We start from the raw sequence: 23,227 nt of genomic DNA, 5'->3' as shown, positions 1-23,227 counted from the left end.
AATATTATGTCATTAGTAGGAAAATTATTCCCAAATGTTGCAATTGATGCGATGAGCGAAATGGGCGATGATCTTAGAATCAACATTTTTGAAGAAGCTGTAAACAACGAGCAAAAAGTATTATTGTTCTGGTACCCAAAAGATTTTACTTTTGTTTGCCCTACAGAATTACATGCTTTTCAGGAGGCTTTGGAAGATTTCAAATCAAGAAACACAATCGTTATCGGTGCATCTTGTGATACCAACGAAGTGCACTTCGCATGGTTAAACACACCAAAAGACAACGGTGGTATTGAAGGTGTTACTTATCCAATCCTTGCAGATACGCACAGACAATTGGCCAACATCCTTGGGATTGTAGACCAAGATCTTGAGTATGATGAAGAAGGTAACGAAATTTTAACAGGTTCCAACGTAACTTACAGAGCGACTTACCTGATTGATGAAACCGGTAAAATCTTCCACGAGTCTGTAAACGACATGCCTCTTGGTAGAAATGTGAAAGAATACTTAAGATTAATAGATGCTTACACGCACGTTCAAAAACATGGTGAAGTTTGCCCTGCCAACTGGGAAGAAGGTAAAGATGCAATGAATGCCGACAGAAAAGGCGTTGCAGATTACCTTGCAAAACACTAATTATAAATTGGTTGAATTAGCTGACAGCTCATACAGACTGTCGGCTAATCCTTCAATTTTCATTTAAAAAAGTATTATAATGTACACAGAACTTACAGAAGATAACTTACAACAGATCATCAGCCAAAACGATAAGGTGATGGTGCAGTATGGTGCCAGCTGGTGCGGTAACTGCAGAATTATGAAGCCAAAATTCAAAAAACTGGCTGCTGAAAATGAGGATATTCCTTTTTATTATGTAGATGCCGAAAAATTACCGGAAAGCAGAAAGCTGGCCACAGTAGATAACTTGCCAACTTTTGCAGCATTTGAAGGCGGCAACCTTAAAAATCAGGTTCAGACCAATCAGGCAGATAGCCTTAATACGCTTTTTTGCGAATTAAAAAATTAAAACGTCGGGATTTTAGAAATTTCTTAATTTATTAATCCTCCTAATTTCTAAATTTATTAAAAATGAAATTACCAATTATAAGACAACTCTATCAAAACCAATCACCCGAAAACCTAGAAGCAACGCTGGAAGTATTGGAAAGCTTTTCCGAGTTCCGAAATGTGTCTGAAGAAGATATCAACGTTGCCGGGGAACTTATGACTAACATCTGTGGTGCGCTGGAGGTGCATAACAATGTCAAAAATGGCATGAGCGAGAAAGATGCTTTGAACTCATTTGCACACAAGGTGATGGGCTCGATAGATAAATAACAATTAATTTTTGTTAATAAAAAGGCTTTGGAAAGGGATTTTTGAAGCCTTTTTTTTATTTTTGAACAAAGAGACTTATGCAGAATTTTATAAAAGCCCTTCCAAAGGCAGAACTCCACCTCCATATTGAGGGTAGTTTTGAACCCGAACTGATGTTTGAGATCGCCCGGAGAAACCAAATCAATATTCCTTATAAAACGGTTGACGAGGTTCGGAATGCATACCGTTTCTCTTGCCTGCAGGATTTTTTGGACATTTACTATGCTGGGGCCGGTGTGCTAATTCATGAACAAGATTTTTATGATTTGTCGATGGCTTATTATGAAAAATGCTACGAAAACAATGTGATTCATACGGAGATTATGTTTGATCCGCAAACACATACAGAGCGCGGAATCGCTTTTGAAACCATTATCTGCGGATTGCAAAAATCAAGAAAAGATGCCTATGAAAAATGGGGTATCACTTCCCTGTTTATCATGAGCTACTTGCGCCATTTATCCGAAGAATCCGCTTTCGAAACGCTGAAACAATCACTGCCCTACAAAGATTTGATTACAGCAGTTGGCTTGGATTCCTCAGAAATGGGAAACCCACCATCGAAGTTCAAAAAGGTCTTCGAGGCTTCTGTAAATGAAGGTTACCTGCCTGTGGCACATGCCGGTGAAGAAGGTCCGGCAGAATACATCCGCGAAGCTATCGACATCCTGAAAATAGTAAGGATAGACCATGGTAACCGCTGTCTGGAAGACGAAAAATTGGTTCAGGAAATTGTCAAAAAAGATTTGGCTCTTACAGTTTGCCCATTATCAAACTTAGCCCTTAGGAATACTGATGTGATGACTAACCACCCTTTGAAAAAATTATTAGACAAAGGTATCAAAGCGACCGTGAATTCAGATGACCCGGCTTATTTTGGTGGTTATATAAACGCCAATTTTATTGCTGTACAAAAAGCATTGGATTTATCCGAAGAAGACATTATCACTTTGGTAAAGAACGGATTCAGCCATTCTTTTGCTAATGAAGAGCAGAAAAAGAGTTACTTGCAAAAGGTTGATAAAGTAGCATCTGGATATCAGTTCTCATAATCAGAAATAAAATTGAGGTATTAATTCTAAAAAATTTTAGACTAAGAAACAGAAAACAATGATAAAGAATATTGTATTTGACTTTGGTGGTGTCCTTATGGATTGGAATCCGCGTTATTTTTTCAGGACTTATTTTAATGATGACGAAAAAATGGAATGGTTCCTGAAAAACATTGCCAAAGATGAATGGAACGCCGAACAAGACCGCGGAAGAAGCCTTGCCGAAGGGACAGAAATCCTTGTAAAACAACACCCAGATTGGGAAAAAGAGATCCGTGCCTACTATGATAACTGGGCTACAATGCTAAAAAGCGATATTCCGAAAAACGTAGAAGTCCTTCGAGAGCTGGATGGGCATTATCAATTATACGGATTGACCAACTGGTCTGCAGAAACGTTCCCATATGCATTGAAACATTATGATTTTTTCAAATTATTTGAAGGAAAAATCGTTGTTTCGGGCACAGAAAAACTAATCAAACCAGGCCGAGAAATCTTTGATGTGTTAATCAGCCGCTACCAAATACAACCCGAGGAGTCGGTTTTCATCGATGATAACGCCAAGAACATTGACACGGCAAAATCATTAGGTTTTGAAACCGTGCATATATTGCCAGACACAGATTTGGGTAAAGAATTAAGACAGCTTGGCCTTAATTTTTAAGGATCATCAGGCTTCTTTTATGATTTTGAAAACCATAATGTTCATAGAGTTTTTTGGCTCTGGCATTATGGTTTTCTATTTCAAGCATCACGACTTTGTATTGATGTTCAACCGAATAGGATTTGACAAATTCAAGCGCTAATTTCCCCAGAGATTTCCCTTGAAATTCGGGCTTTACGTACAATTCATCCAAAAAAAGGATTTCGCCTCCAAACTCAAAACTGAAATATTTTGCAAGAATAATATAACCGGCAATTTGTCCTTCGAACATAATTTTAAAACACGATCCAGAAGCTGGATTTTCAATAAACTGTTTAAAATTATTAGTCGTCATTTGATTATCAAAAGGATAATTATCGATGGCGTAAAAATCGCGCATCATGGTACAAAGTGCGGGGATGTCAGCTAACTCTGCTTTTAAAATATTGTGATTCATTCTTTTTTAATTTTCTCCACAGCCAAGGCTCTATGGGATTTTTATCAAGCCACAATCCTATTCTTTTTCGGCGGGCTTGATTCTCTAGTTGGGCATAATCGGCATCTTGAGAATATTTTTTATAATGCCAAGCCATGCCGAGCTTTAGCATCTCTTTATTGATATTTTGATTTTTATCGTTGATAATAACGGCAATCAAACGATGATAACGGTCATTTCTCCCACCAATTACAGTGACATACCTCCCAAAACAAAGTGCTGAAAGTGCCTGTTTAGCATTGTTCCCGAAAGGCTGGCTTCCTTTTTTCTCTGGCGCATCGATATGGGCAAGCCTGATTTTTAATGGATTTTTCTCATACAAAACCTCCATCGTATCGCCATCTGATATACCAATGACTTGTGCAGAAAATGTCTTGTTAGTGAGTTTCTCAGTTGACTGACCACGAATCAATGGGAAGATCAGAATTAAAAAAAACGTAACCGACTTAAAAAAATAATTAGATCTCAAACTTCTTTTTTGCTAACTCTTTTCTTACGCGGCTAAGGCTTTCCGGCGTGATGCCAAGGTAAGAGGCTACCATCCATTGCGGTACTCTCAACATAAGGTTGGGGTATTTCTTAATAAAATCCAAATAACGCTCTTCTGCCGTGCTGCTGATAAGCGCATTCACCCTGTTTTGCAGGTTTTTGATATGGTTAAACATCAGTTGCTGATTTTTCTCCGTCACTTCTGGGTAAAATCTGGATAAATCTTCAAAAAAACCTTTCCTTATAATAATGACAGTGCTCTCCTCCACCGCTTCTATATAAAAACGGGATTTTTCATTCAGCAGTTGGCTAGTAGTGTCCGAGATAATCCAACCTTCAGGGGCAAACTGTATTACGTGTTCTTTGCCCAATTTATCAATAGAATACATCCTCAACAGCCCTTTTTCTACAAAAAAAGTACTATCTGAGATTTCACCTTCGCGCAAGATAATTTCGTTCTTTTTAAAATCTTTGACCTCATAAAATGTTGAGCAAAACTCTGCTTTATCCACCGGAACGCCAAGGATTTGGGAAAGATGCTTATTGAAATTCTGATATGCCATAGTTACAAGAATTGAAATTAATCTAGGCTAATACTCTGATGCGACGCATGGTGAACCACCTTACCATCTTGCAAAACAATCAACTGGGGGCTCTGATGTTCTACGCCAAAACGCTCAGCAATATGGTTTGAAATATCCCGATGAGCCAAGAGATCCAGAAAATAATAAGCATAATCGTGACCAGAATCTTTCATCTCGTTTTCAAAATTTCTGAGAACTGTTTTGCTAATAAAACACCTCGTGGAATGCTTGAAAACAAACACTTTCCGGTGATAAGATTCGGCAACAGCCTCGTCTAGATCCTTAACCGAAGTGATCTGTTTCCAAAGTTTATCAGTTGAGTCCTCCGTTTCTTTTTTACCGAAAATCTGGCCTAAAAATCCCATAACAACTTTTTGGATAAATTTATTAAATTTTTATTGATAAATCAGTATAATCTTGATTAGTGATGGTGCAACAAATGGCCAAATAATGCCAGAGAAACCCCACAAATAACCAAAATGATTTTTTGCCAATCCATCTTATGGTTTTTGTTGCTTTCAAAAATTATAACTGAGGAAATATGTAGGAAAATGCCGCCAACAACAGCCAGAAAATAAACTTTGAGATTCTCGTCAAAATATTTACCCAAAAGCATCCCAAGCGGTGAAGCCAAGGCAAACGTCATCACAATCAACCAAAACTTAGGTGAAAAATTTTTGCTGTGTGCCAAGAAACTTCCCAAAACAAATGAAATCGGAATATTATGAAAGAGAATACCTAATAAATAAGGGGAGAGCAACTGTTTCTCATGCGACAACGGAATCCCTTCTATAAAAGCATGTACGAAAAGCCCGGCAATTAAGGCCACAGGAATGATGGAATGGTCATCGGAATGATGATGTAGATGGCCATGCTCAAAGCCTTTGGTAAGATTTTCCAAGAGCATCTGTATCAGAACACCTAATATAACGTATATCCCAATATTATGGTTATCTGAAGCGTAAACCTCGGGAAAAACTTCATTAATACAAATCGTAATTAGAAAGCCGGCACTCAGGATCAAAAGATTTTTGGCAAATTGCTGTTTGCTTCCCAAATATTTACCAAGAAATACACCGATTAGGACACTTAAAATTAATAAAACAATGATCATTTGATTGACTTTTATTTTCCCTATTTAATTTTTTTTCTGAACAAATTAATACAACGCTGAGAACTTTGGCTTTCAAAATCTCCTAACTGGTAATTGCCCCAACGTTTTACCAATTCAAAACCGAATTCATGGGCATATTGCAGAATTTTTTCTGGCGAGGTAAGTTTTACCCGTTCAAAAAAATGAAATTTTTGACCTTTGTCCTCAAAATCAATTTCTTTCACCACATAGTCATTTTCGATATGTTTTTTGATATTGAAATCAATATTACCTTTATTAACAGAACTATGGGGCACAATTGCGTTTTTGACAAATTCTGCATTCAGGAAATCCAGAACAAAATAACCATCCGGCTTAAGCGCTTCTGCGACAGACCGAAAAACACTTTTATCTTCCTCCTCCGTTTCAAAATACCCAAAACTTGTGAAAAGGTTAAAAACCGCATCCACAGGTTCTGTTTCTATTCTATTGCGCATATCATGCACCTGAAACTTTAACGTATCATTCTCAAATTGCTGGTCATAAGTGATGCTTTGTTTAGACAAGTCAAGACCCAAAACCTGATAGCCCAGTTTATTCAAATAAACTGAATGACGCCCTTTACCACAAGCCAAATCAATAATTTTGGAATGGGGATTAAGTTTAAGAAAAGCCGTTAAGAGATCCAGAAAGTTCTCAGCTTCCTGATAATCGTGGTTGTTGTATAAAATATGATAATAAGGGGTATCAAACCATTCTTCGAACCATTGCATACTGCAAAAATAGTGAAAATAGACGTGAGACAAGGCCATTGCAGACAGGAGATTTCCCTGAAATTAGAAAGTCCACAATCTATGATCCAATAATCTCTTATCTTTGCAGCATGAATACAGACAATCTGCAGATACAGATCAAAACATTTTTCGGTTTAGAAAACGTTTTGGCGGAAGAAGTTAAGAAACTTGGTGGTAAAAAAGTAGAAGCTAAAAACCGCGCAGTTACCTGCGAAGGCGATCTCGGTTTTCTTTACAAACTTAACTATTCCTGCAGGACAGCTCTCAAAATCATTGTTCCGATTATGGAGTTCAAGGCTTTTAACGAAACCAAATTCTACGATAAACTATTCAAATTTGAATGGGATCAGTTTTTGGAAAAACACCAGTCATTTGCCATTGATGCGACGGTTAATTCGGAGAGATTCAGCCATTCTCAGTTTATGACCCTGAAAATGAAAGATGCGATTGTAGACTATTTCCAAGACAAGCACAACATCAGACCCAGCGTTAACAAAGATAATCCCGACATCAAATTCCATCTTCATATCGACCGGGAACTGGTAACCATTTCTATGGACAGCTCCGGTGATCCGCTTTTCAAACGCGGTTACAGGAAAGAGCAAACTGTTGCGCCGATTAATGAAGTATTGGCAAGCGGCATGTTGCAACTGGCGGGCTGGGATGGCAAAGGGAATTTTCTGGATCCTATGTGCGGTTCGGGAACTTTGTTAATAGAAGCAGCCATGATAGCGTTGGATTTGCCGGCACAGATTTTCAGGAGAGGATTTGCCTTCCAAAACTGGAAAAATTATGACGATGAATTATTCCAAAAAATAAAGGAATTCCGAATCAATAGGGTTAAGGAATTTACAGGCAAAATTGTTGGCTACGACATCGATTCGCGAGCTTTGAACGCAGCAAGAATTAATATAGAATCTGCCGAAATGGAAGATGTTATCGAAGTTAAAAAGCAGAATTTCTTTGATTCAGAAAAAGATATGTTCCCATTGCTCATCGTGTTTAACCCGCCTTATGACGAGAGAATCTCCATCAACGACGATGATTTCTACAAAAAAATTGGCGATACTTTCAAACAACACTACCCTAACACTTTGGCCTGGCTCATCTCTGCCGATCTTGATGCGCCTAAGAAAATCGGATTAAGGCCTTCACGAAAAATCAAGCTTTTCAACGGGAAACTGGAAACCCGGTTTTTGCAATACGAAATGTATGACGGGACGAAGAAAGTTCATAAAAACAAGGATTAAAATTTAAATATTATACAGTAACAATATTAAGATTCAAAGAAAAATTCGATCAACTGAAATGATAACCATCTCCATCATTATCGCCATATTTAACAGAAAAGACGAATTATTCGAGCTTTTGAGTTCATTATCACATCAGACAGATAAAGATTTTGAAGTCATAATTGTAGATGACGGTTCCAAGATCAATCTTTTGCCTACGGTAGATACATTCAGGGAGATGCTTGATATTCAGTATTTCAAAAAATCCAACTCTGGGCCAGGACTGAGCAGGAATTACGGCGCAGAAAGAGCTAAGAATGACTGGTTGGTTTTTGTAGATTCTGACGTGATTGTGGAGAAAGATTATATCGAAAACATCAAAAAAGACCTTATAGAAAATCCCTGTGATGCTTTTGGTGGTGCAGATAAAGCTCACAAAGGTTTTAACCTGATGCAAAAAGCAATCTCCTACTCTATGACCTCGGTTTTTACCACGGGTGGCATCCGGGGAAATAAAAATGCGGTGACTAAATTCCAGCCCAGGAGTTTTAACATGGGTGTGAACAAAGAAACTTTTCTTAAAATTGGTGGTTTCTCCGAAATGCGAATTGGTGAAGATCCGGATCTCTCGATGACCTTATGGGAACATGGTTACAGCACACGGTTTTTTGATAAAATAGGCGTTTATCATAAGCGTAGGACAGATTTTGGAAAGTTCTCAAAACAGGTTTATCAGTTCGGATGTGCGCGCCCCATTCTTAACCAAAGGCATCCCAAGTATGTGAAGCCAACATTTTGGTTTCCAAGTCTTTTTCTTCTTGGCTATTGCATTGGCGTGATTCATTACCTGTTTTGGGGTAATGGATTGATCTTGGCCCTTTACGGACTTTACACTTTTCTCTTATTTTTCCATGCTCTGACGGTTACTAAGAATATCAGTATTGCTGCAATGGCTATTATAGCCACCTACATCCAGATGTTTTCTTACGGTTATGGCTTTTTGAAATCCTGGTTCTTACTCAACATCCTTAAAAAAACGCCAAGGGAAGCTTTCCCAACGCATTTTCATTAAAAAATTAAGCCCCCGAAATCCGAGGCTTTAATTTATATTTCTGTATTGATGTCCCAATTCTCTAAATAATCGTTGACATGTTTCAGGAACATGCCTCCCAAAGATCCGTCTACAACCCTGTGGTCATAAGAATGTGACATAAACATCTTCTGACGAATGGCAATCACATCACCATATTCTGTCTCCAGAACTGCCGGCTTTTTAACGATAGCGCCAACCGCCAATATCGCTACCTGCGGCTGTGGGATGATAGGTGTACCCATCAGGTTACCAAAAGTCCCCACGTTCGAAATGGTATAGGTTGCGCCTTGCGTATCGGCAGGCGTTAGCTTTTTATTTCGGGCCCTGTAAGCCAGGTCGTTAATCGCTTTTGTTAAACCGGAAAGGCTGAGCTGATCGGCATTTTTTATCACTGGGACAATCAGGTTGCCATCCGGCAAAGCTGTTGCCATCCCGATATTGATGCTTTTCTTTTTGATAATCCTGTCGCCGTCCACAGAAACATTAATCATTGGGAAATCCTGAATGGCTTTAACCACTGCACGGATAAAAATCGGCATATAAGTCAATTTTTCGCCTTCCCTTTTCTGGTAAGCGTTTTTATTTTTGTTTCGCCACTCTACTACGTTGGTTACATCGGCTTCGATGAAAGATGTAACGTGTGGGGAAACCTGCTTGCTTCTTACCATATTATCGGCAATCAGCTTTCTCATTCTGTCCATCTGGATGATTTCGTCACCCTCACTCACACTTAGTGGTTTTGCAGGAGCGGCCGTAACTAGTGCCTGTGCTGGCATAGAAACAACTGTTGATTGCGGTGTTGGTTGCGATGTTATATTTTCGGATCTGTTTTGTACAAATTTCAGGATATCTTCTTTGGTAATCCTTCCGTCTGCACCAGTTCCTTGGATGGTTTTCAGTTCATCATCGCTGATGTTTTCTTCCTGAACGATAGATTTTACAAGAGGCGAAAGATACAGTTCTTGATTATCATTGCTTACAGGACTTGGAGCATCAGCCAACGGTTGCTGCAGGGTTTCCATCACTTCCTGTTCCGGTTGTGGAATTTGCTCCTGAACTTCGTTATAAGACTTCGGTTGTAGATCTTCTGTATTTTCTGCAGAATCAGTTTCCAAAATGGCAATAGGTTCGCCAACTGCGGCAATCTCATCTTTCTGCTTGAGAATCCTGACAATTTTCCCCGATACAGGTGTAGGAACATCTGAATCCACTTTATCCGTAGCAATTTCTACTACAGATTCTTCTTCTTTTATAAAGTCACCTTCTTTAAACAGCCAGCCGATGATTGTTGCTTCCATGACGCCTTCGCCCATACTTGGGAGCAAGAGTTTGTATTCTGCCATTTTTTGCTTTTTTGAATTTCTCCAAAAATACATTTTTTTTTATTAATTATATAATTCTGAATTTTTTAATTTTTAACCGCGATTTTTTCTAAATTTGATATTTCAATTTTAGACTTTAATTATGACCATTTATCTCAGTGCTATCATCCATATCAAAGAAAATTACATTATGGATGCTATAGAAATCCTTAAAAAACTGGTAATCGAAACCCGAAAAGAAAAGGGCTGCATTCAATACAACGTCTACGAAGATCACCGGAACAAAGGTGTATTTTTCTTACATGAAACTTGGGAAAGTAATGAAGATCTTCATATCCATCAGACTTCTGACCACATGCTGGTATTTCGTGATAATATTGCTCCATTACTGGACAGCCCTAATAAAGTATATGTTGGTAATCAATTGTTTTAATAAAAAAGTCGGAGAATAAATTATTCTCCGACTTTTTTATTTCCTTAAGTCATCAGAATCAAATATTCCCAACCACGGTTTTGATTTGTGTAAATTCTTTAATCGCATGTAAAGACAATTCTACACCGTAGCCAGAAGATTTGGCTCCTCCAAATGGCAGCCTAACATCAGAACTGGTAGATTTGTTAACGGAAACAGTTCCAGACTCCAGATTATCGATAAAAAACTGAGCCCTCGCTTGATCTTTGGTCCAAACTGCATTGCCTAACCCAAAAGGGATGTCGTTGGCCAGTTTCAGGATTTCATCATCATCTTTACCAATCATCAAAATTGCTAAGGGACCAAAAAGTTCTTCATTTAAAATCGGATTTCCTGCTTTCACGCTAATAATGCCAGGGCGGAAAGTGCTTTCGTCAATTCTTTCAAGAGGAAGAATGATTTCTGCATCATATTGCTGTGCTTTTTTATACTGATTTTCCAGTTCATCGGCCAAATCCGGCCTTGCCATTTTCCCCAATTTGGTTTCTTTCAGCAAAGGATCACCAGGCTGATAAGCTTTGTACGCTTCTATAAATTGAGGTACAAATTCCTTTTCAATAGCCTTATGAACGATAAAGCGTTTGGCCGCATTGCAAACCTGCCCGGTATTTTGAAGTTTTGCCGCAGAACCATCTTTAGCCGCTTTTGCAAGATCCGCATCGTCTAAAACTATGAATGCATCACTGCCACCAAGTTCTAACACAGATTTTTTGATATTTTTTCCGGCCAAAGAAGCCACACTAGCACCAGCTTTTTCGCTACCTGTAAGGCTCACCCCTCTTACCAACGGATTTTCAAGGATCGTTTTGATATCTTCATGGCCAATTCTCAAATTCTGGAAAATAAATTGTGGAAATCCTGCTTTTAGAAAAGCTTTCTCAATCTCATCGCCACTGCCAAAACAAATTGAGGCATGTTTCAGCAAAACAACATTGCCTGCTAATATCGCAGGAATAGCAAAACGCAAAACCTGCCAGAAGGGGAAATTCCAAGGCATAACGCCCAAGATAATCCCCAATGCATCATAATGCACCTCGCTCAGGTTATATTCCGTATGAATTTTTTCTGGTTTTAATACATTCTCAGCATTGGCGTAATAGCGAATCATTCCGGCACTTTTTTCTATTTCTGCGATGGACTGGGAAATAGGTTTATTCATTTCCGTAGTAATCAGCTTGGCATACTCCTCCTTGCTTTCTTCCAAAACATCAGCCAATACTGATAATAATTTTTGTCGATCTGTAAAGGATTTTATCTTCCACTCCCTAAAGGTTTGCTGCGCAGAATTAATACTAGTTGATAAGTCCATTGTAATAATATTTATTATTCGGTAGCATGAATTGTACCATGAATTAAGTTATAAAGGTACAAAAGGAGACTTAAAATTGAAAAATTGATTTATATTATTTTCAAATTATTCTATCAAATTTTATCAATAATAAAATAGTGAAATCAGAATCATCTTAAAAATTCGGATTGGCTAAGAAATCAAATTCAGGATAGAAACTATTTTCGCCCTCGGAAAAGCAAAACACCATTTAGGAATATAAGTAATAAATCGAGCGTTACCCAAATGCTGAGTTTGATATTGTCATATTTAAGTTCTGCAACTTTGTCTGTTGCGATAGCAGACAACTTAAGACTGTGGTTGATATAATTTCTTACCTCAATTATTTTATCCTCATTTTTATTTGGCACTGCAATCTGAGAAAAATAGATTAGTTTATTTTTACCAATATAACCAGCCACCCAAAATTCATTGGATTTTTGCATATTAAGATACTCAATACGGTAAAAATCCGGCCGAATCTGCCCTACATGTTTTGAACTGTATTTAGTAGCATCGGCACCATCCTGAATACGAATAATGTAGAAGTCAACAGGCTGAGGGAGATAATTGATAACCTGTACGGCCAAAGAGTTCTCCAAAAACTGAGATAAACTTTTTTCTACAAACCAAAACGTAAAATATGCCGCTGCAGAAATAGTGATGACAGATCTGATGATTTTGTTCCACAGCTGCTTTTTCTGTGAACGGAAACCATATAAAATAAGTGCTACAAGAAGTAAAATAAAGAGCAGAACAATGATCATAAAACAAAGATAACAGTTTCTGAGCAATTACAGCGAGACATTCCACTCTTTGTAAAATTCATCCAAAAAGTTGAGCATCAGCTGATGTCTTTCTTCCGCAATGTGTGCAGCTGTTTGGGTATTGATGAGATCTTTAAGAAGCAATAATTTTTCATAAAAATGATTGATGGTGGTCCCGTTCGATTTTTTGTATTCTTCTTTAGTTTGATTTAGTTTTGGCTGGATATCAGGATCATACATCAGGTTATTTTTGTAACCTCCAAAGTTGAAAGTCCTTGCAATACCAATTGCTCCAATAGCATCCAACCGGTCGGCATCCTGCACAATTTTGAGTTCCAACGGAAGTTCCTTTGGTGCATCATTACGGTTTTTGAAAGACATATTTTCGATGATAAAAATAACTTTGTCAATCACTTGCAGATCTACCTGCTGTTGCGTAAGAAATTCTCTAACGATTTTTGAAGCTAAAGTTTCATCACCGTTATGAAATTTTGGATCTGCAATATCATGCAAAAGTGCGGCTAGTTGAATGATTTGCAGATCACCACCTTCCCTTTCCTGCAGATAAAGGCTTAGTTTCCAGACGCGTTCTATATGAAACCAGTCATGCCCGGCTTCTGCACCTTTTAATTTTTCTTTTACAAATTCTATGGTATTACTGATAATATTCATTGTTCTAATTCTTTTAAAATAATATTCCAGAGTTTTTTGTTATAACTTCTGAAAAAATTGATATGCCCAATTTCTTTTTGATCAGACTCGGATGTTTTTATTAGTCTGTAGAAAGGTTTTAGGTTCGGGTATGTGTTTTTCAACAGAGATTTTACGCCCTTTTCCGTCACCCAACTGTCATCTTCTGCCCACAACACCAACACTTTTTGATGCAGTTCCCTGGAAAAATCCGGGGATTCCTCCAGCAATCTGTTCGTTGATTTTTTATTGAGGATTAATGTGCGCCAGTCAAAAGCACTTCCGGCAGGCAAACTCTCTCCCAAACCAAACCAGTTGGCCGGGAAATAGCCTAATAGCGACGTTGTCAAAGGCTGAGCCAAGCCAAATCCCAAATAAGCCTCCAGCCGGGTTCTCAGTTTAAGGTTTCCCACAAAAGCATTTTGAGTCCCCACGAATATGAATTCATCAAACATCACTGAATCAGGGTTTAATCCCAATATCAAAGCGCCTACCGAATGGCCAAGACAAAACTTCCTGTAACCTTTGAACTTTATTTTTATAAATTCTGTTACCGCCCGATAATCTGTATTTCCCCAAAGTTTCATAGAGGCAGAAAAACCTTTCATCTTACGAGGTTTGGATTGACCTATGCCTCGATAATCGTAGGTAATCACCGTAAAACCATGCTCTGAAAAATATTGAGCCAACGAAAAATAGATCTGCTGCCTGACACCTGTTGCAGAATTAATCAATACTATTTTCTGCTGAGGATTTTCGGGTTCAAAAATATGTGCGGATAATTTATACTGGTCTGCCGTTGTTATACTGATAGCTTTCATAACTTAATCTTCGCTGCGTGGCGTCGTTAATCTTATAAAAATAACAATCCAGTTCTTAACAGCATCATTTTTCAGTATGCAGGAAATACTAATATTTAAAATCGGAGAGATAAGGCAACCCTTTTTGTGACCCTCGGTAATCTGCAGCTTTTAGTGCCACATCATTCCCAAATTTCACACAATCTTCGATAGAATTACCATGCAGCAGCGCAATGGAAAACCCTGATGTGAAGGCATCACCCAAGCCCATGCTGTGTGCTTCGGTTTTAGGCACTTTGCGGAAATATTTCATCTCGTTGCCATCAAAATAGCTGGTACTGTTGGCACCATCTCTTACAAACAATTTGTTGGGCAACTGTTTGATGATCTCTTTATGATCTTTGCCTCCAAAAATAACTTCTAGATCTGTACTTTTTGCCACAATGAAACTGGCATAGCTGATGATTTCGTCGGAAATCGCGCGACCAGGTGCTGCATAAATCCCAATCTTTTTGTTAAGTTTTTTAGCTTTTTTGAAAAGATATTCTACCGTTTCCGAAGGAATCTCCAATTGGGTGAGAATCAGGTCTGCATGGATTAGAAATTTTTCGGCTTCATCAATATCTTTGGCAGATAAATTGTAATTAGCCGCAGGAACTACGGTAATCGCATTACCTTCATCAGAAGCGGTTACATAGGCCGTTCCGGTAGATTCCTCCTCATCTTCTACCACATAAGCCACGTTCACTTCTTCTTCATAAAGATTTCTAAGAACCTGCTGCCCATAAGGATCCATACCCACACGGCTGATCAAAGAGGTGTGCGCGCCAAGGCGCGACGTCGCGATGGCTTGGTTGGCTCCTTTTCCTCCCAAAAAGCTCTGAAGGCTGGTGGCAAGCACCGTCTCATTGGCAGTTGGAATCTTAGAAGCTTTCAGCACCAAGTCTATGGATGAACTTCCTACAACAACGATCTGTGGTTTGATACGACTGAGTTTCATTCCGACTAAAGTAATCAATTAATCCGAACCAATTTCTATAAATTCCGAAATTAATTTAATAGGCTGATTATCTTCGGAATAACCGATATAACTGGCATAAAACCCCTCTCCATAACCGGTTTCAAAAGCAATAATATTCTCATCTTTTTTATCGTAAGGTATCAGAAAAGCGTATTGGTCAATCGCACCTTTTTCATCAAAGAAATAAGCGTGGAAAAATTCTTCATAAATCCCTAAAAAATCAGCTCCTTTTTTATGAAACAATTCTTGCTCCAGCTTGTTAAGGGCTGTCTGTGCATCTTTGTCCATAAAGCTTCCCATCCCGGATTCTACAAGATAGCCAAAAACCTCGCCTTCTTTCAGGTCTTTTGGGTTTTGGTTATCACACAGAGCCAATGCCCATTTTTCTGCTGTTTTGGTTTTATCGAAAACAATCTCGGCGTAAGCAATACAGTTGGAATCCCTTTCTTTGTGAATGAAAATGGGAAAGTCACCTTTGGGAAAAACCTGTGTAAAAGCCGAATGATCCGGTGAAATCAAAGGATCACTCGCCACAATTTTTCCTGAAGAAATATGGATGCTCCCAGCTTCGTAGGTTTCCAGCAAGGGATTTTCCACGAAGTTTTTGGAGAATAGTTTTTTAATATTTTCGAGATGTTGCATTTTTTGTTTTAACCACAAAAGTCACAAAATTGTCTTTGTTTTTAAGAAAATCGAAGTTCAAAAAAGATTGCATTTTGCTTTTTGTTCTTTTAAAAGCTCTGTTTTCAATATTGGCTTTTGTGGTTGATTTTTGTTTTAAAGCGATTTCAATTTTTCTTCCAGAAGCGCAATTTTATCCTGAGCATCTTTTTGTTTTTTACGCTCATTGTCAACTACTTCCGGCTTAGCATTGGCTACAAATTTCTCGTTGGATAATTTTTTATCTACAGAGGTCAGAAAGCCTTTCAGATATTTGATTTCCTCTTCGGTTTTAGCTTTTTCTTCTTCCAGGTCAAGGTTTTCACTCAACGGAATCGAAAATTCATTAGCACCAACCAAGAAGGTGAAACTTGGCTTATCGGTTTTTTGATTATAATGGATTTCGGAAATATTAGCCAGTTTTTGGGCAACATCCGCATTTTTTATGTCAGCAACGTTGGTAAAAACATCAACCTCTTCCCTTGGCGAAATCCCTTTGGACTGACGATAATTCCTAACTCCGGAAATGACTTCTTTTGCAAAATCAAATTCTTTGATTACAACTTCATCAAAAGAATCGGCCTTTTTCTGCTGAGCAATAATCAAGGCTTCGTCAATTCTTCTTTCCGAAATATTCTGATACAGTTCTTCTGATAAAAATGGTGCAAATGGATGCAGCAACTTCATTAATTCTTCAAAATAAGCAATGGTTTTTTGATAAACATCTTCGCTAATCGCTTCTCCAAAGTTGGGTTTAACGGCCTCCAAATACCAGGAACAGAAGTCGTCCCAAATTAATTTGTAAACCAAATGCAACGCATCAGAAATCCTGAATTTTGAGAATTGATCTTCTATATCAATAATGGTTTTGTTGAGTTGCTCCCCAAACCAGTTGATGGTTTGTATGTCGGATTCTTTCTCTTTGATATTACCATCGCGTTTCCAGCCTTGGATCAGTTTGTAGGCATTCCAGATTTTGGTGGCAAAGTTACGTCCCTGCAACATCAGTTCTTCGTCAAACAATAAGTCGTTTCCGGCCGCGGAACTCAACAGAATCCCAACACGAACGCCATCGGCGCCATATTTTTCGATCAACTCAATTGGATCTGGCGAATTACCAAGCGATTTTGACATTTTCCGCCTTTGCTTATCACGCACAATCCCCGTAAAATAAACGTTTTTGAAAGGGACATCTTTTCTGTATTCCAGTCCTGCCATTATCATCCGGGCAACCCAGAAAAAGATAATATCCGGGCCTGTAACCAAATCCGATGTTGGATAATAATAATTAATATCTTTATTTTCCGGCTCCAAAATCCCTTCGAAAACCGACATTGGCCACAGCCACGAGGAGAACCAAGTATCTAGCGCATCTTCGTCTTGTTTAAGGTCAGAAGCTTGAAGTTGGAAGTTGGAAGTTTTTTCCTGTGCTAATTTCAGCGCTTCTTCAATATTTTCGGCGACTACAAAATCATTTTCGCCGTTTCCGTAATAATATGCCGGAATCTGCTGTCCCCACCAAAGTTGACGGGAAATGTTCCAGTCGTGGACATTCTCCATCCAGTGGCGGTAGGTATTTTTGAATTTCTCCGGATGGAATTTGATCGTGTCATCCATCACCACATCCAAAGCAGGTTTGGCCAGTTCTGACATTTTCAGGAACCATTGTACAGAAATTTTTGGTTCGATAACCGCCCCTGTCCTTTCAGACGTTCCCACTTTATTCACATAATCTTCCGCTTTCAAGAGCAAGTCTTTCTCCTGCAATTCTTTGGCAATTTCTTTTCTTACAGTAAAACGGTCTTTCCCGGCATAATGCATTGCGTGCTCATTAAGAACCGCATCATCATCCATAGAGTCGATGATTTGCAGGTTATGTTTTTGCCCGATTTCGTAATCGTTGATGTCGTGCGCCGGTGTGATTTTCAAAGCACCTGTCCCAAACTCAATATCCACATAATCATCCTCGATAATTGGAACTACTCGGTTAACAATAGGGACAATTACATTTTTACCCTTCAACTGCTGATAACGCTCGTCATTTGGGTTGACGCAAACAGCAACATCGCCAAAAATTGTTTCGGGACGTGTGGTTGCGACAGTAAGATAGTCTTCTGAACCTTCTATTTTATATTTTAAATAATATAATTTTCCGTTTTGCTCTTTGAAGATGACTTCTTCGTCAGAGATATTGGTTTTAGCCTCGGGATCCCAATTTATAACTTTGTAACCACGATAGATCAGACCTTTATTATATAGGTCTACAAAAACTTTAATTACCGATTTAGAGAGATTTTCTTCCATCGTGAATCTAGTCCTATCCCAATCGCAAGAGCAGCCTAATTTTTTCAGTTGCTCAAGAATGGTTCCGCCGTATTTATCGGTCCATTCCCAGGCATGTTTTAAAAATTCTTCGCGCGAAATATCTTTTTTATTAATCCCTTCGGATTTCAATTTGGCTACAACTTTGGCTTCGGTGGCAATAGATGCGTGATCTGTCCCAGGAACCCAACAAGCGTTGAAGCCCTGCATCCTTGCACGCCTTACCAACACATCCTGAATAGTATTGTTCAGCATATGCCCCATGTGAAGAATCCCCGTTACATTTGGTGGTGGGATAACAATGGTATAAGGTGGCCTATCATCCGGCGTAGAATGGAAAAATTGGTTTTCCAGCCAGAAGTCGTACCATTTTTTTTCTGTTTCTTGAGGATTATATTTGTCTGCAATCTGCATCTTAAGATATTTTTTTTAGCTTGTAATCTGCAAAAATAACATAATGTGAAAAATCTAACAGCACTTATTTAAATTATTTATAACTTTGAACTTTAATTTTAAAAATTTAAACAATATTAATATGAAAAAGATTCTTGCAGGATTATTTATGACAGGTGCTTTTGCACTCGCATCTGCACAAACCATATCTTTTGACAAAACAACTTTTGATTACGGAGTTATAAAACCAGGCTCTGACGGACACCGCTTTTTCAATGTGAAAAACACGGGTGACAAACCATTAATTTTGAACGAAGTAAAAGCTTCATGCGGTTGTACAACGCCTGAATTTAGCACAGATCCTATTTTACCAGGTAAAACTGCCCAAATCAAAGTTGGATACAATACAGGTATCAAAGGTTCTTTCAATAGGGTAATCGAGGTATTTTCAAATGATCCTCAAAACAGCAGATCTGTACTTTACATCAAAGGTAATGTAGAAGATCTTAAAGGTGAAAACCAAGAAGCCAAATTGACGTTGACGCCAGCTGACAGTAAAGCCTCTCGTGCAAAAAAAGCGGTAAAAAAAGAAGTAGCTGCTCAAAAAGCTGAACTTGCAAAATAGTACTAGAATTTGTAATTTTAGAACCGTTCCTTTTCCGGAACGGTTTTTTTTTACTTAATAACTTACATCATGGATTATAATTTTTCAGACGATTTTTTAATTAAAGACCATTCAAAATTTGAACTCAAAAATCATGATACCTGCTACAAAGGAAATCTTAGCAAAGAGGAAGCAAAAACCTTGTTAAACATAGAGAAACAAAAACTATATCTATTGCAAGAAAAACTCTATGCAGACAGCGGCCAATCTCTACTTATTATTATTCAGGCTATGGATGCAGCGGGAAAAGATAGTTTGGTAGAGCATGTTTTCAGTGGTGTTAACCCACAGGGCTGCGAGGTGAGAAGTTTTAAAACGCCCAGTACAAGAGAATATGCCCACGATTTCCTCTGGCGCCATTATCTAGCTCTTCCGGAGAAAGGCAAAATCGGGATTTTTAACCGTTCTCATTACGAAAGTGTTTTGGTCTGCAAAGTTCACCCAGAATATAACTTGAGCGAAAAAGTATGGACCGATGTCAAACAATTTGATAAACAATTTTGGAAAAACCGATACGAGAGCATCCGCAATTTTGAAAAGCATCTTGCTAACAATGGCACAAAAATCATTAAAATCTTCTTGAATGTTTCCAAAAAAGAGCAAAAACAACGTTTTTTGGATAGAATTGACGAAGATGATAAAAATTGGAAATTTTCTGCCGCCGATATTACCGAACGTGGTTTTTGGGACGATTATATGAAAGTTTACGAAGATGCCATCAAAGAAACTTCAACAGATTACGCGCCATGGTTTGTTATACCGGCAGATCATAAATGGTTTACCAGAGTCGCCGCCATCCAAATAATTATTGATAAATTGGAAGAAATGGATTTAAAATTTCCAGAACTCTCAGGTAAGGATAAAGACGCGTTAAAAGAGTCTAAGCGAAAGCTGGAAAACGAAAAATAAAATATTATTATTACCCTTTCATTTGTCAATTTTTGAGAGGGTTTTTAATTAAATTAAAACTAAATAATGATTGCGCTATACTTAATCTTGGGCATTATCATTGGGGGCATTATGGTCTTTCTGACTATGAAATCCCTGTATGTCAGAAAAAAAAACATTGAAATACTTAATGAAAATTTAATCCGTTCCCAAGAAAACGAGAACCACTCCCAACAAAAGATTGAAGACCTTAAACTTATCAATATTCAGTTTGCTAAAGAAATCTCTTCTATCCAAAAAAGTAAAGAAGAACTGCTTTTTACCAACGCGGAAGTGAATGCCCATTACAAAAACCTGCAGGACAACCTTGAAAATCAAAAACAGGAATTTGAAAAACTTCAGGAAACCACGCGCTTACAGTTTGAGAAAATGGCCAGCCAAATCCTGGAAGAGAAGAGCCTAAAATTTACCCAACTTAATCAAAATCAACTCAAAACAATTCTCGAGCCTTTTCAGGAGAAAATCAATGAACTGAAAAACACCGTGAACGAAACCTATGACAAAGAGTCGAAAGAACGGTTCTCCCTTGGTGAAAAAGTTCGGGAACTGAAAGACCTCAACCGGCAGATCTCCGAAGATGCCAAACAATTGACCAGGGCACTGAAGGGTGAAAGCAAAACCCAGGGAAACTGGGGAGAAATGATCCTGGAAAGTATCCTAGAAAAATCGGGATTGCGGAAAAACCATGAATATTTTTTGGAGCACGAGCTTCGGGATGAACATAACAAAGCTATCTTCTCCGAATTTTCCGGTAAGAAAATGAGACCCGATGCCGTCATCAAATATCCCGATAATCGCAACGTAATTATCGACAGCAAAGTTTCCCTAACCTCTTTTGTAGAAATGACAGACGAATCTGATCCTGAAATTTTCACTGCAAAACAAAACCAGCATCTGCAATCTGTAAAAAACCACATCAGCCAGCTGAGCCAAAAAGCGTACGACGATTTTGACAAATCCCTAGATTTTGTCATGATGTTCATTCCCAGCGAAGCTGCTTATATTGCGGCTTTGCAAGCGGATCCCAATCTCTGGAATTTTGCCTATGACAAAAGAATTTTGTTGTTAAGCCCAACCAACCTTATAACTTCTCTAAAATTGGTTCAGGACCTATGGAAACGAGAACATCAAAATAGAAATGCGATGGAAATTGCGGATAGAGGTGCTAAACTCTATGATAAATTTGTGGGTTTTGTAGAAAACCTGGAGCGCATCGGCAAGAATATTGACCAAGCCAAAAATGCTTACAATGACGCATTTAAACAACTGAGCTCGGGCAATGATAACCTGATGACCCAGACTCAAAAACTGAAAAACCTGGGGATTAAAAACAAAAAAAATCTTCCTCAGGGTTTGGATGAGAAAGATTTGTAGATTTTAAAAGTAAATTTTATTGATTAAAGCAGTTTAACTGACAAAATCCTAGCCCCGATGGTAACGGCATCCTTTTGTTTTGGCGCGAGGTGGCGGAGCGAAGCGGAGCCAACCGAGCGGCAAAATAAAAGATACAGTGGACAGCGGGAAATAGCTCCTTAAAAACCTATCGATTTAGCAATTTTGCCACTTCTGGCGCTGCGTAAGTGAAAATCATATCCGCTCCGGCGCGTTTAATACTGGTTAAACTTTCTATCAAAACTTTGTCGTTGTCCAGCCAGCCATTTTGTACGGCGGCTTTCAGCATGGCATACTCGCCGCTGACTTGATAAACGGCAATAGGCTGAGTAATCAATTCACGGATTTTGGAAACAATGTCCAGATAAGGCAAGCCCGGTTTTATCATGATAATGTCTGCACCTTCATCCACATCTTTCAGGGCTTCATCGATGGCTTCGCGGGAGTTGTGGAAATCCATCTGATAGGTTTTTTTATCTGCCGGAATCTCCTCTGCATCTACAGGTGCACTGTCCAAAGCATTACGGAACGGGCCGTAAAAAGCACTGGCATATTTGGCGGCGTATGATAAAATCCCAACATCCGTAAAACCACTTTCTTCAAGACCTTCGCGCATGGCAAAAACACGGCCGTCCATCATGTCGCTGGGTGCCAAAATGTCTGCACCTGCTTCGGCAAGGGAAACCCCCATTTTTACAAGGGCTTCTACGGTAGAATCGTTATCTATTTTGCCATTTTTGATAATACCATCATGACCATAGATGGAGTAAGGATCCAGCGCTACGTCTGGCATGATTATAACTCCTGGGACAGCATCTTTAATAGCTTTGATGGTATTCTGCATTAGTCCATTAGGATTCCAGGATTCTTTGCCTGTATTGTCTTTCAGGTTGTCTGAAACCTTCATGTAAAGATTAATGGCCTTAATTCCCAAGCTGTAATTTTCTTTGACAGTTTGCACTGTTAAATCTAAACTTTGACGAAAAACGCCCGGCATAGAGGAAATGGCTTCTTTTTTGTTATCACCTTCCATAACAAACATAGGTAGTACCAAGTCGTTTGTTGTAAGGTTTGTTTCACGAACTAGACTTCTGATGGAATCGTTGGTTCTTAGTCTTCTGTTTCTTGAAATCATCTTAATTAAAATTGTTTATGCAAATTTACTTATACTTTTACGGATAGTCTATTGTGCAATCAATTTATTTAAAATATATTTGTTGTAATTGTATAAGAACAACTTAAAGCGAATGAAAAAATTTTTATTCTTTATTATATTTTCGGTTTTATCAGTTGGATTTTCGGGAGAGATGAAGGCTCAAACCTCACGCAGCATTGATCAAAAGACCGATGACGGTGTTTTGGTAGCGTACCCCAATCCTACAAGAGATGTTTTGGTTTTAAAATCCAAAGATAACTCTGCAAAAATCAGAACTGTTACTTTTTTCTCCATATTAGGCAGTCAGGTTGCAGAATATGTGGTTAATAATAACAGTGCAGAACTTAGACTGGATAAACTAAGACCCGGAAAATATCTGATGCGCTATACTTTGGATGACAATACTCAAAAGATAACACAGATTATTAAACAATAAT

General features: G+C 38.4%; 27 protein-coding genes. 12 read left to right on the top strand and 15 right to left on the bottom strand.

Annotated elements, in window-relative coordinates; translation table 11 throughout:
• Positions 1 to 6 precede the first annotated feature (6 nt).
• From AC00Y6_RS06635 to AC00Y6_RS06615, 5 genes are all read left to right on the top strand, one after another.
• The gene (locus AC00Y6_RS06635; protein ID WP_474489825.1) at positions 7 to 639 is read left to right on the top strand and encodes a peroxiredoxin; all 633 of its coding nucleotides are present in this window, start codon (positions 7 to 9) and stop codon (positions 637 to 639) included.
• Between the two features lie 79 nt (positions 640 to 718).
• Positions 719 to 1,030 carry a thioredoxin family protein gene (locus AC00Y6_RS06630; RefSeq protein ID WP_474489824.1) on the top strand — a complete coding sequence of 104 codons (312 nt, stop codon included), beginning with the start codon at positions 719 to 721 and terminating at the stop codon, positions 1,028 to 1,030.
• A 62-nt stretch (positions 1,031 to 1,092) separates the two neighbouring features.
• The gene (locus AC00Y6_RS06625) at positions 1,093 to 1,341 is read left to right on the top strand and encodes a DUF6952 family protein (protein ID WP_474489823.1); all 249 of its coding nucleotides are present in this window, start codon (positions 1,093 to 1,095) and stop codon (positions 1,339 to 1,341) included.
• A 77-nt stretch (positions 1,342 to 1,418) separates the two neighbouring features.
• A complete protein-coding gene (locus AC00Y6_RS06620; protein ID WP_474489822.1) occupies positions 1,419 to 2,432 on the top strand; it encodes an adenosine deaminase in 1,014 nt (337 codons plus the stop codon).
• 58 nt (positions 2,433 to 2,490) lie between these two features.
• Positions 2,491 to 3,096 (top strand): HAD family hydrolase, encoded by a 606-nt coding sequence (locus AC00Y6_RS06615; protein WP_474489821.1) that lies wholly within the window; start codon positions 2,491 to 2,493, stop codon positions 3,094 to 3,096.
• On the opposite strand, the gene AC00Y6_RS06610 is transcribed toward AC00Y6_RS06615, so the two are convergent.
• From AC00Y6_RS06610 to AC00Y6_RS06585, 6 genes are read right to left on the bottom strand one after another with little or no spacing between them, the layout of a single operon-like run.
• Positions 3,086 to 3,532 carry a GNAT family N-acetyltransferase gene (locus AC00Y6_RS06610; protein WP_474489820.1) on the bottom strand — a complete coding sequence of 149 codons (447 nt, stop codon included), beginning with the start codon at positions 3,530 to 3,532 and terminating at the stop codon, positions 3,086 to 3,088. The genes AC00Y6_RS06615 and AC00Y6_RS06610 overlap by 11 nt on opposite strands.
• Positions 3,498 to 4,040: a thermonuclease family protein gene (locus AC00Y6_RS06605; RefSeq protein ID WP_474489819.1), complete on the bottom strand. Its 543-nt coding sequence runs from the start codon at positions 4,038 to 4,040 to the stop codon at positions 3,498 to 3,500. The genes AC00Y6_RS06610 and AC00Y6_RS06605 overlap by 35 nt, the downstream gene beginning before the upstream one ends.
• On the bottom strand, positions 4,030 to 4,623 hold the full coding sequence (locus AC00Y6_RS06600) for a Crp/Fnr family transcriptional regulator (RefSeq protein ID WP_474489818.1): 594 nt from the start codon (positions 4,621 to 4,623) through the stop codon (positions 4,030 to 4,032). The genes AC00Y6_RS06605 and AC00Y6_RS06600 overlap by 11 nt, the downstream gene beginning before the upstream one ends.
• 17 nt (positions 4,624 to 4,640) lie before the next feature.
• A complete protein-coding gene (ytxJ, locus tag AC00Y6_RS06595; protein ID WP_474489817.1) occupies positions 4,641 to 5,009 on the bottom strand; it encodes a bacillithiol system redox-active protein YtxJ in 369 nt (122 codons plus the stop codon).
• Positions 5,010 to 5,065: 56 nt separating this feature from the next.
• Positions 5,066 to 5,758, bottom strand: coding sequence for a ZIP family metal transporter (locus tag AC00Y6_RS06590; RefSeq protein WP_474489816.1), 693 nt, complete (start codon positions 5,756 to 5,758; stop codon positions 5,066 to 5,068).
• A 20-nt stretch (positions 5,759 to 5,778) separates the two neighbouring features.
• A complete protein-coding gene (locus AC00Y6_RS06585) occupies positions 5,779 to 6,549 on the bottom strand; it encodes an SAM-dependent methyltransferase (RefSeq protein ID WP_474489815.1) in 771 nt (256 codons plus the stop codon).
• Between the two features lie 71 nt (positions 6,550 to 6,620).
• Between AC00Y6_RS06585 and AC00Y6_RS06580 the strand changes: the two genes are divergently transcribed.
• Both AC00Y6_RS06580 and AC00Y6_RS06575 read left to right on the top strand, forming a co-directional pair.
• Positions 6,621 to 7,781: a THUMP domain-containing class I SAM-dependent RNA methyltransferase gene (locus AC00Y6_RS06580; RefSeq protein WP_474489814.1), complete on the top strand. Its 1,161-nt coding sequence runs from the start codon at positions 6,621 to 6,623 to the stop codon at positions 7,779 to 7,781.
• Positions 7,782 to 7,839: 58 nt separating this feature from the next.
• A complete protein-coding gene (locus AC00Y6_RS06575; protein WP_474489813.1) occupies positions 7,840 to 8,835 on the top strand; it encodes a glycosyltransferase family 2 protein in 996 nt (331 codons plus the stop codon).
• Positions 8,836 to 8,867: 32 nt separating this feature from the next.
• On the opposite strand, the gene AC00Y6_RS06570 is transcribed toward AC00Y6_RS06575, so the two are convergent.
• On the bottom strand, positions 8,868 to 10,199 hold the full coding sequence (locus tag AC00Y6_RS06570; protein ID WP_474489812.1) for a dihydrolipoamide acetyltransferase family protein: 1,332 nt from the start codon (positions 10,197 to 10,199) through the stop codon (positions 8,868 to 8,870).
• 121 nt (positions 10,200 to 10,320) lie between these two features.
• Here AC00Y6_RS06570 and AC00Y6_RS06565 point away from each other — a divergent pair, with 121 nt between their 5' ends.
• Entirely contained in the window at positions 10,321 to 10,611 is a 291-nt protein-coding gene (locus tag AC00Y6_RS06565; RefSeq protein ID WP_474489811.1) for a putative quinol monooxygenase, read from the top strand.
• 58 nt (positions 10,612 to 10,669) lie between these two features.
• Here AC00Y6_RS06565 and AC00Y6_RS06560 read toward each other — a convergent pair whose 3' ends face one another.
• The 7 genes from AC00Y6_RS06560 to AC00Y6_RS06530 all read right to left on the bottom strand — a co-directional run bounded on the left by AC00Y6_RS06560 (position 10,670) and on the right by AC00Y6_RS06530 (position 18,651).
• Positions 10,670 to 11,959: an aldehyde dehydrogenase family protein gene (locus AC00Y6_RS06560; RefSeq protein ID WP_474489810.1), complete on the bottom strand. Its 1,290-nt coding sequence runs from the start codon at positions 11,957 to 11,959 to the stop codon at positions 10,670 to 10,672.
• Positions 11,960 to 12,156: 197 nt separating this feature from the next.
• Positions 12,157 to 12,744, bottom strand: a complete 588-nt coding sequence (locus AC00Y6_RS06555) for a hypothetical protein (RefSeq protein ID WP_474489809.1) — start codon at positions 12,742 to 12,744, stop codon at positions 12,157 to 12,159.
• Between the two features lie 27 nt (positions 12,745 to 12,771).
• The gene (locus AC00Y6_RS06550) at positions 12,772 to 13,416 is read right to left on the bottom strand and encodes an HD domain-containing protein (RefSeq protein ID WP_474489808.1); all 645 of its coding nucleotides are present in this window, start codon (positions 13,414 to 13,416) and stop codon (positions 12,772 to 12,774) included.
• On the bottom strand, positions 13,413 to 14,255 hold the full coding sequence (locus AC00Y6_RS06545; RefSeq protein ID WP_474489807.1) for an alpha/beta hydrolase family protein: 843 nt from the start codon (positions 14,253 to 14,255) through the stop codon (positions 13,413 to 13,415). The genes AC00Y6_RS06550 and AC00Y6_RS06545 overlap by 4 nt, the downstream gene beginning before the upstream one ends.
• A gap of 88 nt (positions 14,256 to 14,343) precedes the next feature.
• A complete protein-coding gene (locus AC00Y6_RS06540) occupies positions 14,344 to 15,234 on the bottom strand; it encodes a ribokinase (protein ID WP_474489806.1) in 891 nt (296 codons plus the stop codon).
• Between the two features lie 18 nt (positions 15,235 to 15,252).
• A complete protein-coding gene (locus AC00Y6_RS06535; protein ID WP_474489805.1) occupies positions 15,253 to 15,897 on the bottom strand; it encodes a DUF4241 domain-containing protein in 645 nt (214 codons plus the stop codon).
• A 135-nt stretch (positions 15,898 to 16,032) separates the two neighbouring features.
• On the bottom strand, positions 16,033 to 18,651 hold the full coding sequence (locus AC00Y6_RS06530; protein ID WP_474489804.1) for a valine--tRNA ligase: 2,619 nt from the start codon (positions 18,649 to 18,651) through the stop codon (positions 16,033 to 16,035).
• A gap of 121 nt (positions 18,652 to 18,772) precedes the next feature.
• On the opposite strand from AC00Y6_RS06530, the gene AC00Y6_RS06525 reads away from it, so the two are divergent.
• The 3 genes from AC00Y6_RS06525 to AC00Y6_RS06515 all read left to right on the top strand — a co-directional run bounded on the left by AC00Y6_RS06525 (position 18,773) and on the right by AC00Y6_RS06515 (position 21,616).
• Positions 18,773 to 19,255 (top strand): DUF1573 domain-containing protein, encoded by a 483-nt coding sequence (locus AC00Y6_RS06525; protein ID WP_474489803.1) that lies wholly within the window; start codon positions 18,773 to 18,775, stop codon positions 19,253 to 19,255.
• A 69-nt stretch (positions 19,256 to 19,324) separates the two neighbouring features.
• Positions 19,325 to 20,203: a polyphosphate kinase 2 family protein gene (locus AC00Y6_RS06520; RefSeq protein WP_474489802.1), complete on the top strand. Its 879-nt coding sequence runs from the start codon at positions 19,325 to 19,327 to the stop codon at positions 20,201 to 20,203.
• A gap of 69 nt (positions 20,204 to 20,272) precedes the next feature.
• Positions 20,273 to 21,616 carry a DNA recombination protein RmuC gene (locus AC00Y6_RS06515; protein ID WP_474489834.1) on the top strand — a complete coding sequence of 448 codons (1,344 nt, stop codon included), beginning with the start codon at positions 20,273 to 20,275 and terminating at the stop codon, positions 21,614 to 21,616.
• Between the two features lie 166 nt (positions 21,617 to 21,782).
• On the opposite strand, the gene hemB is transcribed toward AC00Y6_RS06515, so the two are convergent.
• Positions 21,783 to 22,769 (bottom strand): porphobilinogen synthase, encoded by a 987-nt coding sequence (gene hemB / locus AC00Y6_RS06510; RefSeq protein ID WP_474489801.1) that lies wholly within the window; start codon positions 22,767 to 22,769, stop codon positions 21,783 to 21,785.
• A 112-nt stretch (positions 22,770 to 22,881) separates the two neighbouring features.
• Between hemB and AC00Y6_RS06505 the strand changes: the two genes are divergently transcribed.
• Positions 22,882 to 23,226: a T9SS type A sorting domain-containing protein gene (locus AC00Y6_RS06505; RefSeq protein WP_474489800.1), complete on the top strand. Its 345-nt coding sequence runs from the start codon at positions 22,882 to 22,884 to the stop codon at positions 23,224 to 23,226.
• The last annotated feature ends 1 nt before the right edge of the window (position 23,227 follow it).

This window comes from Epilithonimonas sp. (assembly GCF_056329745.1).
Note: the sequence above shows the minus strand (reverse complement) of the source record. Positions and strands in the feature narration are given on the sequence as shown.

Coding starts and splice junctions, on each gene's coding strand:
- AC00Y6_RS06600 (WP_474489818.1), bottom strand. CDS start 4,623: ATGGCATATCAGAATTTCAATAAGCATCTTTCCCAAATCCTTGGCGTT.
- AC00Y6_RS06610 (WP_474489820.1), bottom strand. CDS start 3,532: ATGAATCACAATATTTTAAAAGCAGAGTTAGCTGACATCCCCGCACTT.
- AC00Y6_RS06530 (WP_474489804.1), bottom strand. CDS start 18,651: ATGCAGATTGCAGACAAATATAATCCTCAAGAAACAGAAAAAAAATGG.
- AC00Y6_RS06525 (WP_474489803.1), top strand. CDS start 18,773: ATGAAAAAGATTCTTGCAGGATTATTTATGACAGGTGCTTTTGCACTC.
- hemB (WP_474489801.1), bottom strand. CDS start 22,769: ATGATTTCAAGAAACAGAAGACTAAGAACCAACGATTCCATCAGAAGT.
- AC00Y6_RS06520 (WP_474489802.1), top strand. CDS start 19,325: ATGGATTATAATTTTTCAGACGATTTTTTAATTAAAGACCATTCAAAA.
- AC00Y6_RS06565 (WP_474489811.1), top strand. CDS start 10,321: ATGACCATTTATCTCAGTGCTATCATCCATATCAAAGAAAATTACATT.
- AC00Y6_RS06635 (WP_474489825.1), top strand. CDS start 7: ATGTCATTAGTAGGAAAATTATTCCCAAATGTTGCAATTGATGCGATG.
- AC00Y6_RS06570 (WP_474489812.1), bottom strand. CDS start 10,199: ATGGCAGAATACAAACTCTTGCTCCCAAGTATGGGCGAAGGCGTCATG.
- AC00Y6_RS06580 (WP_474489814.1), top strand. CDS start 6,621: ATGAATACAGACAATCTGCAGATACAGATCAAAACATTTTTCGGTTTA.
- AC00Y6_RS06585 (WP_474489815.1), bottom strand. CDS start 6,549: ATGGCCTTGTCTCACGTCTATTTTCACTATTTTTGCAGTATGCAATGG.
- AC00Y6_RS06590 (WP_474489816.1), bottom strand. CDS start 5,758: ATGATCATTGTTTTATTAATTTTAAGTGTCCTAATCGGTGTATTTCTT.
- AC00Y6_RS06555 (WP_474489809.1), bottom strand. CDS start 12,744: ATGATCATTGTTCTGCTCTTTATTTTACTTCTTGTAGCACTTATTTTA.
- AC00Y6_RS06550 (WP_474489808.1), bottom strand. CDS start 13,416: ATGAATATTATCAGTAATACCATAGAATTTGTAAAAGAAAAATTAAAA.
- AC00Y6_RS06620 (WP_474489822.1), top strand. CDS start 1,419: ATGCAGAATTTTATAAAAGCCCTTCCAAAGGCAGAACTCCACCTCCAT.
- AC00Y6_RS06560 (WP_474489810.1), bottom strand. CDS start 11,959: ATGGACTTATCAACTAGTATTAATTCTGCGCAGCAAACCTTTAGGGAG.
- AC00Y6_RS06615 (WP_474489821.1), top strand. CDS start 2,491: ATGATAAAGAATATTGTATTTGACTTTGGTGGTGTCCTTATGGATTGG.
- AC00Y6_RS06535 (WP_474489805.1), bottom strand. CDS start 15,897: ATGCAACATCTCGAAAATATTAAAAAACTATTCTCCAAAAACTTCGTG.
- AC00Y6_RS06540 (WP_474489806.1), bottom strand. CDS start 15,234: ATGAAACTCAGTCGTATCAAACCACAGATCGTTGTTGTAGGAAGTTCA.
- AC00Y6_RS06505 (WP_474489800.1), top strand. CDS start 22,882: ATGAAAAAATTTTTATTCTTTATTATATTTTCGGTTTTATCAGTTGGA.
- AC00Y6_RS06625 (WP_474489823.1), top strand. CDS start 1,093: ATGAAATTACCAATTATAAGACAACTCTATCAAAACCAATCACCCGAA.
- ytxJ (WP_474489817.1), bottom strand. CDS start 5,009: ATGGGATTTTTAGGCCAGATTTTCGGTAAAAAAGAAACGGAGGACTCA.
- AC00Y6_RS06575 (WP_474489813.1), top strand. CDS start 7,840: ATGATAACCATCTCCATCATTATCGCCATATTTAACAGAAAAGACGAA.
- AC00Y6_RS06630 (WP_474489824.1), top strand. CDS start 719: ATGTACACAGAACTTACAGAAGATAACTTACAACAGATCATCAGCCAA.
- AC00Y6_RS06545 (WP_474489807.1), bottom strand. CDS start 14,255: ATGAAAGCTATCAGTATAACAACGGCAGACCAGTATAAATTATCCGCA.